Raw genomic sequence first — 11,940 nt, forward strand, 5'->3', positions numbered from 1 at the left:
GATCAGAGGGGCAGCCACATGGTGATGTCGTCCCGGAGATCGTTTTCGGCGACCTTCAGGGCGCCCGGCACCCGGCCCACCTCCTTGTATCCGCAGCGGGCGTAGAACGCGTCCACGCCCGTGCCGCCGCGGCAGGTGAGCCGGATCGCCGTGACGCCGTCCATGCCGCGGGCCGCGTCGGCCGCCGCGGCCATCAGGTCGCGGCCCTCGCCGTTGCCCTGCCGGTCCGGGTGCAGCATCACGGTGTAGAGCCACACCCAGTGCCGCTTCAGGGCGCGGCGGTTGACGGTGAGGAAGGCCGTGCCGACGGCGCGGCCCTCCTCGTCGAGCGCGACCAGCAGCCGGGTGGAGCCCTCGGCCATGCCGGTCAGGTGCCTGAGCAGTTCGGGCCGGACATCGTCCGTCGTGACGGGCGGGACGAAGCCGACCGCGCCGCCCGCGTTGCTGACGTCCGCCCACAACCGCAGCAGCTGGTCGCGGAGTTCGGGCGTGACGGACGGGTCGAGCACGTAGCGAAGACTCATGGCACCTGTACGGATTCCGGTCGTGCGGCAGAACGGTTCGGGTACGGAGGGACTCTCCGAAGCGGGCCTCAGACGCGACGGCTGTCACATGCGACGGATGCGGGCCAGCCAGGCCGCGACGTCGGTGCGTTCGCCCGGCTCTAGGCCGAGCTCCGCCGCCTCCTCGGCCGGCGCGAGGCCGCGGTACGTGGACGGCTCGACGGACTCGACGGTGAAGCCGGGGTGCGCGCCGAACGCGTCGCGGATCACGCTCTCGGCGATCCGCGGGCCGAAGCCGGGCTCCCGGTCGGAGAGCGCGAGTACGTGCACCACGGCGCCGGGCCGGCAGACGGCGTGCAGGCTCTCCACGTACGCCGGGCGGGAGGCGTCGTCGAAGACGTGGAACAGGGCGCTGTCCACGACGGTGTCGAAGCGCTCCTCCCCCAGCGTCTCGCCGAACTTCAGCGCGTCGGCGGCCTGGAAGCGCGCGTCCACGCCGTGCCGCTGCGCGTTCTCCCGCGCCTGGGTGAGGGCGTGCGGCGCGAAGTCGGCGCCGAGTACGTCGTAGCCGAGCCGGGTCAGCAGGATGGTGTGCTCACCGGTGCCGCAGCCCGGGTCGAGCACGGTGCCGCTGATCGCGCCGGAGCGCTCCAGCTCCACGACCGCCGGCTGCGGTTCACCGATCACCCACGGCGGGGTGCCCGTCTCGTAGGCGCTGTCGAAGGTCGTGAGCGGGATGGACTGTTCCATGGCGGCTGCTCCTCATACGGGGCGACGGCGGGACCGGTCCCGGAACCCCGGGACCGGCCGGACACACGCCAGCATGAAACGTGAAGCGCGCTTCAAGTCAACGCCCGCGTACGCCACATCACCGCGTACGCCACATCACCGCGTACGTCACACCGCCGCGTACATCACACCGAGTGCGTCACAGGCGCATCGGCTGCGGCGACTCGCGCCGGTCCGGGTCGGGCCCGTCGTACTCGTTGACGATCTCGTACCGGGTGTTGCGCTCCATCGGGCGGAACCCGGCGTCGCGGATCAGGTCGAGGATGTCCTCGCGGGTCAGCTTGTCGGGCGTGCCGAAGTTGTCCGCGTCGTGCGTGATCTTGTACTCGACGACCGAGCCGTCCATGTCGTCCGCGCCGTGCTGCAGGGCGAGTTGCGCGGTCTGCACGCCGTGCATGACCCAGAACACCTTGACGTGCGGCACGTTGTCGAAGAGCAGACGGGAGACCGCGAAGGTCTTCAGCGCCTCGGCGCCGGACGCCATCGAGGTGCGGGCCTGCAGCTTGTTGCGGACCTTGCCGTCCTGCATGTCGACGAAGTCGTGCTGGTAGCGCAGCGGGATGAAGACCTGGAACCCGCCGGTCTCGTCCTGGAGTTCACGCAGCCGCAGCACGTGGTCGACGCGGTGCCGGGGCTCCTCGATGTGCCCGTACAGCATCGTCGCGGGGGTCTTGAGACCCTTCTGGTGCGCGAGCCGGTGGATGCGCGACCAGTCCTCCCAGTGGCAGTCGTGGTCGACGATGTGCTGCCGGATCTCCCAGTCGAAGATCTCGGCGCCGCCGCCGGTCAGCGACTCCAGACCGGACTCGATGAGGATGTCGAGGATCTCGCCCGCGTCCATCCCGGAGATCTTCTCGAAGTGCTGGATCTCGGTCGCGGTGAACGCCTTGAGCGACACCGTGTCCGGCAGCACCTCCTTCAGCGCGCTCAGCGACCGCGGGTAGTACCGCCACGGCAGGTTGGGGTGGAGGCCGTTGACGATGTGCAGCTCGGTGAGCTTGTCGCCCTCCATCTCCTGGGCCAGCCGCACGGCCTCCTCGATGCGCATCGTGTACGCGTCCTTCTCGCCCGGCTTCCGCTGGAACGAGCAGTAGGAGCACGAAGCCGTGCACACGTTGGTCATGTTGAGGTGACGGTTGATGTTGAAGTGGACGACATCACCGTTCTTGCGGGTGCGTACCTCGTGCGCGAGACCGCCCAGCCAGGCCAGGTCGTCGGACTCGTAGAGCGCGATCCCGTCCTCGCGGCTGAGCCGCTCGCCGGAGCGGACCTTCTCCTCGAGCTCCCGTTTCAGCCCAGCGTCCATGCCGTCGCGCCTCCTGTCGATGTCGCCTCCGAGCGCCTTGCCGAGACTACGCCTACGACTCTTCCGGGAGGTCACCCACCCGGTTCTCCCACTTGGTGGAGAGCACCATCGTGGTGCGGGTGCGGGAGACGCCCTTGGTCGCGGAGAGCCGCCGGATGATGCTCTCCAGACCGTCCACGTCGGCGGCACGGACCTTGAGCATGTACGAGTCGTCGCCCGCGATGAACCAGCAGTCCTCCACCTCGTGCAGGTCCCGCAGCCGTGTCGCGACCTCCTCGTGGTCGGTGGCGTCCGACAGCTGGATGCCGATCAGCGCGGTCACACCCAGCCCGACCGTCGACGCGTCGACAGTCGCCCGGTAGCCGGTGATCACTCCCGCCGTCTCCAGACGGTTGATGCGGTCGGTGACGCTCGGACCCGAGAGCCCGACGAGCCGGCCCAGCTCGGCATAGGAGGCCCTGCCGTTCTCCCGCAGCGCCTGAATGAGCTGCCTGTCCACCGCGTCCATACGTCCTGGTGCCTTCCGTCCGTACGCCGATTCCCCGCAGACGAATCTAAGGCATGGGCTGTGCGCCGCTTGCCCCGCAGGGGGTCGGAAGCGCGCCTGGCGGAGGAACCAGCGGAAGCCGATGGCACGGCACGTACGCTCATGGCGTGAGCACCGATACGACTGCCGCACCCGTACGCCGCCCGTGGATCGTCGGCGTGTCCGGCGCGTCCGGCACCCCGTACGCCGCCTCGGTCCTCCGTGCGCTGCTGGACGCGGGCGAGGACGTGGACCTCGTCGTCAGCCGCGCCTCCCGGCTGACGCTGCTCGACGAGACGGGGCACCCCTTCCGCGACGCGCACGCGGAGGAGGACCTGCGGCGCTGGCTGGCCCGCGGCGCGGACGGCACCCCGGACGCGTACGACCCCGACGTCTCGCGCGTACGGCACTGGCCCGCGGGCGACTTGGCGGCCGGACCGTCGTCCGGCTCGTACCCGGTGCGCGGCATGCTGATCGTCCCCGCGAGCACCGCGTGCGTCGCCGGGGTCGCCCTCGGGCTCTCCAAGGACCTGCTCCAGCGCGCCGCGTCGGTGACCCTCAAGGAGCGGCGCCCGCTGGTGGTCACGGTGCGCGAGACACCGCTGAACGGGCAGACCCTGCGGCACCTCGTGGATCTGGACGCGGCGGGCGCCGTGGTCCTGCCGGCCTCGCCCGCCTTCTACGCCGGCGCGACGTCCGCGCAGGAGATGGTCGACTTCGTCGCCGGCCGGGTGCTGGACGCGGCGGGCGTCCCGCACAAGCTGTACACGCGCTGGCGCGGCACCCTCGGCTCGGCGCAGCAGGACATCGCCGACGGCCCGCACGGAGGCTGACACCGCTGTCCGTACGGGGCTGATACGGCTGCCCCGAACGGAGCCTGACGGCCCGTCATCCGGACTGCGGTACGGGGCGACTGGCGCGGGACACCGCTCATGTTGTTGGGTCTGATGCATGCGCCCAAGCCGACCGCTCCCCTCCCGCCGTTCCCGCCGCGTCGCCGCTGCCGCAGGGTGCGCGGCCGTGCTCACGCTCACCGTCGCCTCGTGCGGAGCCGCGGAGAAGCTGACCACCGGTATGAAGGTGAAGAGCGCCGTCGAGAAACTCGGCGACTCACCGTCGGCGACCGTCATCGCCTCGGTGCAGGGCTCGCCCCGCGAGGCGTACTCCTTCCTGGAGAAGACCCGCGGCGGCAGCCCCTCGCACAGGCAGGCCGAGCTGCTCTCCCGCGCCGAACTCACCCTGGCCACCAGCTCCGGCGACCCGGAGACCCCGCTGAAGGACATGGAGCGCTCCGACGCGGCCGACGTGGCGGCCTCCCTCAACTTCGGCGGCCCCGACGTCGCCGAGGTCAGGTCGGTGGGCGAGAAGGTGTACGTCCGGGCCGGGCCGCAGACCCTCGCCGAGCAGGCCGGCGGCTCGTACCGGGACAGGCAGCGCGCCGCGGAGGCCGTGGCGCTGGCCGGCAAGCTGCCCGGCTCCCTCGCCGCGGCGCGGGACGCGCTCCAGGGCAAGTGGGTGCAGGTGAACCCGTACGCCTTCGCCGACTTCGCGCGCGCCGCGCAGGCCATGTCCCTGGAGAAGGTGCCGGGCGGCGGCGGCACGGTGCGGCACGCCGCCTCAGAGGTGAGCAGCGGGCTGCGGGAGGCGTCCGACATCAGCTCGGGCCTCAACGGGCAGGCGCAGCGCGAGTTCCTGAGCGGCGTGGAGAAGACCCTCGCGGACCACGCGACGTTCACGAAGGCCGGCTCGCGGAACGGCGCGGACCTCGTACGGGTCGGCATGCCGGCGCGCGCGGCGGCGAAGGACCTGGCCGCGGCGCTGAAGCCGCTCGGGGTGCGGCTCGACCCGTCCTCGGTGCCGGAGAAGAACGTGTCGGCCGAGCTGTCCATCCGGCGCGGGCAGCTGACCAACCTCACCGTCGACCTGGGCCAGTTCACGCCCGGCGGCCGCGGCGCGGGCGCGCACCTGCCGCTGAAGCTGTCCCTCGGCGGCGGCGCCGCGATCCCCGTGTGGACCTCCGGCGGCGCGAAGCAGCTGCTGCCGCAGGACCTGGTGGCCGCCGCCGCGTACGGCGCCCTGGGCAGGACGGCCCACTGACCGCATCCTGGAGCTGTGCCACAGCCGCCTACGGGTCCGGCCCGGCCGGGCAGTCCCGGCCGTCCGGCGCAGCCGGGCAGTCCCGGCTGTCCGGCGGAGCCGGAACCCCGAGGCGTGGCACAGACGTTGGGGAGGCATGGTGGGCAACGGGTACGGCGGGACGCATCCCGCACGCACGGCCGGGTCCCCGCGCTCGGGCGCGCTGCCCGCGGCCCGGCTGATCCTGCTCTGGACGGCCCTGCTGTGGCTCCTGGAAGGCGTCGACTACGCGACGGGGAACGCCCTCGACACGTACGGCATCGAGCCGCGCCGCGCCGACGAGCTGGCCGACATCGTCCCGGCCGCCTTCCTGCACTTCGGCTTCGAGCACCTCGCGGCGAACACCATTCCGCTGCTGGTGCTCGGCTTCCTCGCCGCGCTGCGCGGCACCGGGCGTTTCCTGGCGGTCGCCTTCATCACGATCGTCGTCAGCGGGCTCGGCGTGTGGCTCGTCGCGCCGTCCGGCAGCAACACCGCGGGCGCCTCGGGCCTGGTCTTCGGCCTGTTCGGCTATCTCCTGGTGCGCGGCTTCGTGGACCGGCGGATAACCGATGTGGCGATCGGCGGCGTCGTCGCGCTGTTCTACGGCTCGATCCTGTGGGGCGCGCTGCCCACGGCGGACGGCGGAGTGTCCTGGCAGGGCCATCTGTTCGGACTGATCGGCGGGGTCCTGGCCGCGTTCGTCACGGCGGGCCCGGCCCGCGCCCCCGGCGAGGCCAGACCCACCTGGCATTGACGGCCCGCCGGGGCGCCGGTTGCCGGACGGCCCGTCAGATCCCCAGGCCGCGCACCGCGAGGTCGAGCAGCGCGCACACGAACAGTGCGATCCCGATGAAGCTGTTGACCTGGAAGAAGGCCTTGTCGGCCCGGGAGATGTCGTGCGGCCGGACGATCGAGTGCTCGTACAGGAAGGCCCCCGCGACGATCAGCATCCCGAGCCAGTAGAAGACGCCGGCCCCGGTGAGCACACCGAAGAGGAGGAGCAGCGCGGTGGTGACGGCGTGGCAGCCGCGCGCGCCGCGCAGCGCGTTCGCGACACCGAAGCGGACCGGCACCGACTTCACGCCCTGCGCGCGGTCCGACTCGACGTCCTGGCAGGCGTAGATGAGGTCGAAGCCGCCGATCCAGACGCCGATCGCGAGCCCCAGCACCACCGCGTCCCACGACCAGCTGCCGGTCACCGCGAGCCAGGCGCCGATCGGCCCGATGGCCTGCGCGAGACCGAGGATGGCCTGCGGGAAGTTCGTGAACCGCTTGCCGTACGGATAGACCACCATCGGCACGGCGGCGAGCGGCGCGAGCGCGAGACAGAGCGGGTTGAGCAGCGCGGCGGCCACGAGGAAGACGGCGAGGGCGACGACCGCGCCGGTCCACGCGGTGCGCACGGACACCGCGCCGGTGACCAGTTCGCGGCCCGCGGTACGGGGATTGCGGCCGTCGATCTCCCGGTCGATGATCCGGTTCGCGGCCATCGCGAAGGTGCGCATGCCGACCATCGCGACGGTGACGAGGAACAGCTGCCACCAGTGCACGCTGCCGTCGTCGAGGAACATCGCGGTCAGCGCGGCGATGTACGCGAAGGGCAGCGCGAAGACCGAGTGCTCGATCATCACCAGCCGCAGAAATGCCTTGGCCCTGCCGCGCTCCACGGGCTCCGGGCCCACCACATCTTCGGCGGCTGTCACAGCCCGTACTCCTTCCACCGCCGGGTGACCTTCGCGGCCGTGTCCGGGTCGGACTCGATCATGTGGGGCCAGCCGCCGTCGCGGGTGTAGCCCTCCTCGGGCAGCTTCGCGGTCGCGTCGATCCCCGCCTTGCCGCCCCAGAACTGCTGGTACGAGGCGTGGTCGAGGTGGTCGACGGGACCTTCGGCGACGGTCAGGTCGCGCGCGTAGTCGGTGTTGCCGAGCGCCCGCCACGACACGTCGTGCATGTTCCGTACGTCGCAGTCGGAGTCCACGATCACGATCAGCTTGGTCAGCGACATCATGTGCGCGCCCCAGATGGCGCTCATGACCTTCTGCGCGTGCTTCGGGTACTTCTTGTCGATCGAGACGATCGCGCAGTTGTGGAAGCCGCCCGACTCCGGCAGGTGGTAGTCCACGATGTCCGGCACGATGATCTTGAGCAGCGGGAGGAAGAACCGCTCCGTGGCGCGGCCCAGCGGCCCGTCCTCCGTCGGCGGCCGGCCGACCACGATCGACTGGAGCAGGGGGCGCTTCCGCGTCGTCACACAGTCGATGGTCAGCGCCGGGAAGTCCTCCTGCGGCGTGTAGAAACCGGTGTGGTCGCCGAACGGGCCCTCGGGCAGCATCTTCCCGGGCTCCAGCCAGCCCTCCAGCACGACCTCCGCGTCGGCGGGGACCTGGAGCGGCACGGTCTTGCAGTCGACCATCTCGACGCGCTTGCCCTGCACGAAGCCGGCGAACAGATACTCGTCGATGTCGCCGGGGAGCGGCGCGGTCGACGCGTACGTCACGGCCGGCGGGCAGCCGAACGCGATGGCGACGGGCAGCTTCTCCCCGCGCCGCGCGGCGACTTGGTAGTGGTTCCGGCTGTCCTTGTGGATCTGCCAGTGCATGCCGATGGTGCGCCGGTCGTGCCGCTGGAGGCGGTACAGCCCGAGGTTGCGGACGCCCGACTCGGGGTCCTTGGTGTGGGTGAGGCCGAGGTTGAAGAACGAGCCGCCGTCCTCGGGCCAGGTGAACAGGGCGGGCAGCCGGTCCAGGTCGACGTCGTCGCCGGTGTACACGACCTCCTGTACGGGGCCTTCCTTCACCTTCTTCGGCGGGACGTGCGCCACCGAGCCGAGCTTGCCGAACGCCTCGCGCATCCCGACGAAGCCCTGCGGCAGTTCGGGCTTCAGGAGCCCGCCGATCCGCTCGCTGATCTCGTCGTAGCTCTCCAGGCCGAGGGCTTTGAGCAGCCGCCGGTCCGTACCGAAGACGTTCATCGCCAACGGCATCGAGGAGCCCTTGACGTTCTCGAAGAGCAGCGCGGGGCCGCCGGATTTCTGCACCCGGTCGACGATCTCCCCGACCTCCAGGTACGGGTCCACCTCGGCCTTGATGCGCTTCAGGTCCCGGTCACGCTCGAGCGACCGCAGCAGCGAGCGGAGATCGTCGTATGCCATACGCCCCAGTATCGGGCATCGGCATTTCCCCTCCGCCCCCGGGCGCCCCGTTACCCTGGCCGGTACACGGCACTCGTACTCAGGGGGCGTTCCGCATGCTCAGGTATCTCCCGTTTCTGCTCGTCCTGGCGGTGTGGATCTACGCCTTCATCGACTGCCTCAACACACCGGAAAAAGAGGTCAGAAAGCTCCCCAAGGTCGCCTGGGCGATCATCATCCTGCTGTTCGGGCAGGTTCTGCTCGGTCCCGTCGCATGGTTCGTCGTGGGCCGCCCCCGGAAGAACGCTCCGTACGGCGCGGTCAAGCCGCAGGAGCGGCAGTGGGTGGCGCCCGACGACAACCCGGACTTCCTGAAGTCGCTCCGGAACGACGGAAACGACGGCAAGGACGGCGACGACGGCACGGACGGCACGGAGAGCCGCGGCGGCGCCGGCCGTGATGCCGAGGCGGAGCCGGCGCCGGAGCCGGAGAAGCCCCGTGACCGGCCGGCGGACCAGGGTGCCGGGTCCGCGGACGCGGAGTCCGGGCTGCGCCGCTGGGAGGACGACCTCCGCCGCCGTGAGGACGAGCTCCGCCGCCGCGAGAACGGCGGCGGCCCCGAGGACCCGCCCGCCAAGTAGCCCCGCCCCCTTGTACGTTGCCCCCGGAGCCGGCCCTTCAGCGGAGAGCGAGCGCCATGAACACGCATGTACGGGACGCCGACCGGGAGATGCTGACGACCGCGCTGGCGGAGGCGCGGGCCGGGCTGGCGGAGGGCGGGGTGCCGATCGGGGCCGCGCTGTACGACGCGGACGGCGTCCTGCTCGGCCGCGGCCACAACCGCCGGGTGCAGGACGGTGATCCGTCGGCGCACGCGGAGACGGCGGCGTTCCGCGCGGCGGGACGGCAGCGTACGTACAAGGGGACGACGATGGTCACCACGCTGTCGCCGTGCTGGTACTGCAGCGGCCTGGTGCGGCAGTTCGGCATCTCCCGCGTGGTGATCGGCGAGGCGCGGACCTTCTCCGGCGGCCACGGCTGGCTGGCGGAACTGGGCGTCGAGACCGTCCTCCTGGACGATCCGGACTGCACGGCGCTGATGACCGCTTTCATCGCGGACCGCCCCGACCTGTGGAACGAGGACATCGGCGCATGAGCCGCGGGCGCGGCCCGTGCGCCTGACATTCCAGGGCTAGCGCCCCATGGCCGCGTACTCCCCGCGGAGTTCGCGCCAGCGGTCGAGCGTCCAGGTGGACCAGTCCTTGGGGTGGCCCTCCAGCGCTTCGGTGAGGAACTCCAAGTGGTGGTGCCAGCCCGCGAGGGTGTCGAGCACGACCTCGTCGGAGCCGGTGAAGTCGTTGCTGAAGCGCAGCACCGTGGCCTCCCCGTCCGTGGCGTCCGGTGCCGGGGACGAGGCCGGGGACGGGGTCAGTGCGAAGCGGATACAGCCGTGCGCGTCGACGGTGTACTCCGCGATGGAGGCGCGCTTCCAGGCCGTGATCCGGCCGGGGGCGACGGTCGCGTTGCCGTCCGGGTCGGTGTTCTGCCAGCGCAGCGCGATCTCGCCGCCGGGCCCCGGCTCGAACGGGTCGGCCGCCGCCAGCCACCCCCGGAGTCCGCCGGGGGTGGCGACGGCGGCCCAGACCGTGTCCACAGGGTGGGGAAGCCGCAGCTCGTACCGGAGGGTGTGGGCTTCGCCGCTGCTTTCCGCGGTGCCGTACGGGACGTGGCTGTCGGTGCTCATGGTGTCCACCCTGAAGTAAGGGCGCGCGGCCCGCACGGGGTCGCAGCAGCTGCGGTTGTGCTCGGTGAATATCTGGGGGCGTCGGTGGGTGTGGTGGCGGGGCGCGGATCAAGCGGGTGTTTTTGGTGTGGTGGCGTTCCGGGGTGACGGGAAGGGGTGTTCTCTCCTCGATCGCGTGTCTGGGCGGGAAGTGGCTCGTTGGACGGTATGACCGCGTCCATCGGGGGGGCGGAGCGCGGGCGAAGGGGAGGTGGGGTGGGTAAGTTCACGCCGCAGCCGGGCTTTGCCGTCCTCGCATACAAGCTCGCGCTGGATCCGAACGCCACGGCCGCCACCCGCCTGCGCTCGCATGCGGGTGCGGCGCGGGCCGCCTACAACTGGGCGGTCGCCCATGTCACTTCCGTGTGGTGGCAGCGCAAGGCCGAGGAGTCCTACGGCATCGGCGAACACGAGCTGACACCGTGGCGGTCGTGGTCGCTGCCCGCGCTGCGCAAGGCGTTCAACGAGGCCAAGCGCACCGATCCGCGCTTCGCCGGCTGGTGGGAGGAGAATTCCAAGGAGGCCTACAACACCGGCCTGGCCCACGCGGCCGCAGCGTTCGAGAACTACGCGAAGTCCCGGAGCGGCAGGCGCAGGGGCCCGAAGGTGGGTGTGCCGCGGTTCAAGTCGAAGCGCAGAGCGCGCCTCTCGTGCCGGTTCACCACCGGCACGATCCGCCTCGAGCCGGGCGGGCGGCACGTCACGCTGCCCAGGGTCGGCACCGTCCGGCTCCACGAGCACCGCGCTGACCTGCGTGCCCTCATTGATGCGGGGAGCATGCGGATCCTGTCCGCGACCGTAAGCCGCCAGCGGGGCCGCTGGTTCGTGTCCCTCCAGGTTGAGCAGAGACACCAGCTGACGAGGGTCGCCCGCCCGGATGCGGCGGTCGGTGTCGATCTCGGCCTCAAGACCCTGGCGGTCCTCGCGGACAGTGACGGTGCCCTTGGTGCGGAGCCCAACCCGCGGCATCTCGACCGTGCCCAGAAACGGTTGCGGCGTGCCAGTCGGGTCGTCTCGCGCCGCCAGGGCCCGGACCGGCAGAGTGGGCAGCGGCCCTCGAAGCGCTGGGAGAAGGCGAACCAGGCGCGGAACACGGTTCATCACCGGGTCGCGAACCTGCGCGAGGACACCCTGCACAAGCTGACGGCTCGCCTCGCGTCCGAGTACGGCACGATCGTGGTCGAAGACCTGAATGTGGCCGGGATGGGCCGCAACCGGCGGCTGTCCCGCCGCCTCGCGGATGCCGCGTTCGGCGAGATCCTTCCCCAAGCTCTCAACTACGTTCGAGCAGGGGAGACCCCATCGCAGCTCACCTACAAAACCCGTCGGCGCGGCACCCGGCTCGTTGTCGCCGATCGCTGGTTTCCCTCCTCGAAGACCTGCTCGCGCTGTGGTGTGGTGAAAGCCAAACTGCCCCTCAGCGTACGGGTCTTCGCATGCGAGCACTGCGGTCTAGTCCTGGACCGGGACGACAACGCCGCACGGAATCTGGCCGCCCTCGCGGCCCGCACCACCCGCAGTACAGGTACCGGAGTGGCCGGAGACCTGGACAACGCCGCCTCGGCGGAGTCGAAGCCCCGTGGAGCCGACCACAAGACCCGCACCACCCTCCCGCGCCACACGGCGCGGGAGGGGCGGGCAGGCGGCGCAGTCCCCAGCCCCCGGGCGGGAAGGAAACGGGAGACCGTCAGCAGGACGCCAGGACGCAACGCGCGCTCTGGCGACACCGTTACGGACCATCCCGGCGGAAACGCCGGGATTGCAGAGATCACTTGATGATCAAAG

General features: G+C 71.1%; 13 protein-coding genes. 6 read left to right on the forward strand and 7 right to left on the reverse strand.

The genetic code is table 11. The features are described from left to right. Nucleotides 1–2 precede the first annotated feature (2 nt). The 4 genes from AC3AGO_RS15805 to AC3AGO_RS15820 form a co-directional block, all read right to left on the reverse strand. Entirely contained in the window at nt 3–524 is a 522-nt protein-coding gene (locus AC3AGO_RS15805; RefSeq protein ID WP_487820839.1) for an N-acetyltransferase family protein, read from the reverse strand. Nucleotides 525–608: 84 nt separating this feature from the next. Next, entirely contained in the window at nt 609–1,253 is a 645-nt protein-coding gene (locus AC3AGO_RS15810) for a class I SAM-dependent methyltransferase (protein WP_487820840.1), read from the reverse strand. Nucleotides 1,254–1,431: 178 nt separating this feature from the next. Beyond that, entirely contained in the window at nt 1,432–2,598 is a 1,167-nt protein-coding gene (mqnE, locus tag AC3AGO_RS15815) for an aminofutalosine synthase MqnE (RefSeq protein ID WP_487820841.1), read from the reverse strand. A 52-nt stretch (nt 2,599–2,650) separates the two neighbouring features. Beyond that, nucleotides 2,651–3,106: an Lrp/AsnC family transcriptional regulator gene (locus AC3AGO_RS15820; protein WP_487820842.1), complete on the reverse strand. Its 456-nt coding sequence runs from the start codon at nt 3,104–3,106 to the stop codon at nt 2,651–2,653. A 146-nt stretch (nt 3,107–3,252) separates the two neighbouring features. On the opposite strand from AC3AGO_RS15820, the gene AC3AGO_RS15825 reads away from it, so the two are divergent. From AC3AGO_RS15825 to AC3AGO_RS15835, 3 genes are all read left to right on the forward strand, one after another. Next, nucleotides 3,253–3,957 carry a UbiX family flavin prenyltransferase gene (locus AC3AGO_RS15825; RefSeq protein WP_487820843.1) on the forward strand — a complete coding sequence of 235 codons (705 nt, stop codon included), beginning with the start codon at nt 3,253–3,255 and terminating at the stop codon, nt 3,955–3,957. A gap of 187 nt (nt 3,958–4,144) precedes the next feature. Then, the gene (locus tag AC3AGO_RS15830; protein WP_487820844.1) at nt 4,145–5,221 is read left to right on the forward strand and encodes a hypothetical protein; all 1,077 of its coding nucleotides are present in this window, start codon (nt 4,145–4,147) and stop codon (nt 5,219–5,221) included. 136 nt (nt 5,222–5,357) lie between these two features. Next, nucleotides 5,358–5,996, forward strand: a complete 639-nt coding sequence (locus AC3AGO_RS15835) for a rhomboid family intramembrane serine protease (RefSeq protein WP_487820845.1) — start codon at nt 5,358–5,360, stop codon at nt 5,994–5,996. Nucleotides 5,997–6,030: 34 nt separating this feature from the next. Here AC3AGO_RS15835 and mqnP read toward each other — a convergent pair whose 3' ends face one another. Then, complete coding sequence (mqnP, locus tag AC3AGO_RS15840; protein ID WP_487820846.1) at nt 6,031–6,945, reverse strand: menaquinone biosynthesis prenyltransferase MqnP; 915 nt, start codon at nt 6,943–6,945, stop codon at nt 6,031–6,033. Continuing rightward, a complete protein-coding gene (locus AC3AGO_RS15845) occupies nt 6,942–8,393 on the reverse strand; it encodes a menaquinone biosynthesis decarboxylase (RefSeq protein ID WP_487820847.1) in 1,452 nt (483 codons plus the stop codon). The genes mqnP and AC3AGO_RS15845 overlap by 4 nt, the downstream gene beginning before the upstream one ends. A 95-nt stretch (nt 8,394–8,488) precedes the next feature. On the opposite strand from AC3AGO_RS15845, the gene AC3AGO_RS15850 reads away from it, so the two are divergent. Further along, the gene (locus tag AC3AGO_RS15850; protein ID WP_487820848.1) at nt 8,489–9,013 is read left to right on the forward strand and encodes a PLD nuclease N-terminal domain-containing protein; all 525 of its coding nucleotides are present in this window, start codon (nt 8,489–8,491) and stop codon (nt 9,011–9,013) included. 56 nt (nt 9,014–9,069) lie between these two features. After that, on the forward strand, nt 9,070–9,528 hold the full coding sequence (locus AC3AGO_RS15855; protein WP_487820849.1) for a nucleoside deaminase: 459 nt from the start codon (nt 9,070–9,072) through the stop codon (nt 9,526–9,528). 36 nt (nt 9,529–9,564) lie between these two features. Here the strand turns inward: AC3AGO_RS15855 and AC3AGO_RS15860 are convergent, their stop codons facing one another. After that, nucleotides 9,565–10,116: an SRPBCC family protein gene (locus AC3AGO_RS15860; protein ID WP_487820850.1), complete on the reverse strand. Its 552-nt coding sequence runs from the start codon at nt 10,114–10,116 to the stop codon at nt 9,565–9,567. 255 nt (nt 10,117–10,371) lie between these two features. On the opposite strand from AC3AGO_RS15860, the gene tnpB reads away from it, so the two are divergent. Next, nucleotides 10,372–11,931 (forward strand): IS607 family element RNA-guided endonuclease TnpB, encoded by a 1,560-nt coding sequence (tnpB, locus tag AC3AGO_RS15865; RefSeq protein WP_487820851.1) that lies wholly within the window; start codon nt 10,372–10,374, stop codon nt 11,929–11,931. Nucleotides 11,932–11,940: the final 9 nt, after the last annotated feature.

This window comes from Streptomyces sp. BL1, assembly GCF_057628045.1.

Coding starts and splice junctions, on each gene's coding strand:
- AC3AGO_RS15850 (WP_487820848.1), top strand. CDS start 8,489: ATGCTCAGGTATCTCCCGTTTCTGCTCGTCCTGGCGGTGTGGATCTAC.
- AC3AGO_RS15855 (WP_487820849.1), top strand. CDS start 9,070: ATGAACACGCATGTACGGGACGCCGACCGGGAGATGCTGACGACCGCG.
- AC3AGO_RS15835 (WP_487820845.1), top strand. CDS start 5,358: ATGGTGGGCAACGGGTACGGCGGGACGCATCCCGCACGCACGGCCGGG.
- AC3AGO_RS15805 (WP_487820839.1), bottom strand. CDS start 524: ATGAGTCTTCGCTACGTGCTCGACCCGTCCGTCACGCCCGAACTCCGC.
- AC3AGO_RS15820 (WP_487820842.1), bottom strand. CDS start 3,106: ATGGACGCGGTGGACAGGCAGCTCATTCAGGCGCTGCGGGAGAACGGC.
- AC3AGO_RS15845 (WP_487820847.1), bottom strand. CDS start 8,393: ATGGCATACGACGATCTCCGCTCGCTGCTGCGGTCGCTCGAGCGTGAC.
- AC3AGO_RS15810 (WP_487820840.1), bottom strand. CDS start 1,253: ATGGAACAGTCCATCCCGCTCACGACCTTCGACAGCGCCTACGAGACG.
- mqnE (WP_487820841.1), bottom strand. CDS start 2,598: ATGGACGCTGGGCTGAAACGGGAGCTCGAGGAGAAGGTCCGCTCCGGC.
- AC3AGO_RS15860 (WP_487820850.1), bottom strand. CDS start 10,116: ATGAGCACCGACAGCCACGTCCCGTACGGCACCGCGGAAAGCAGCGGC.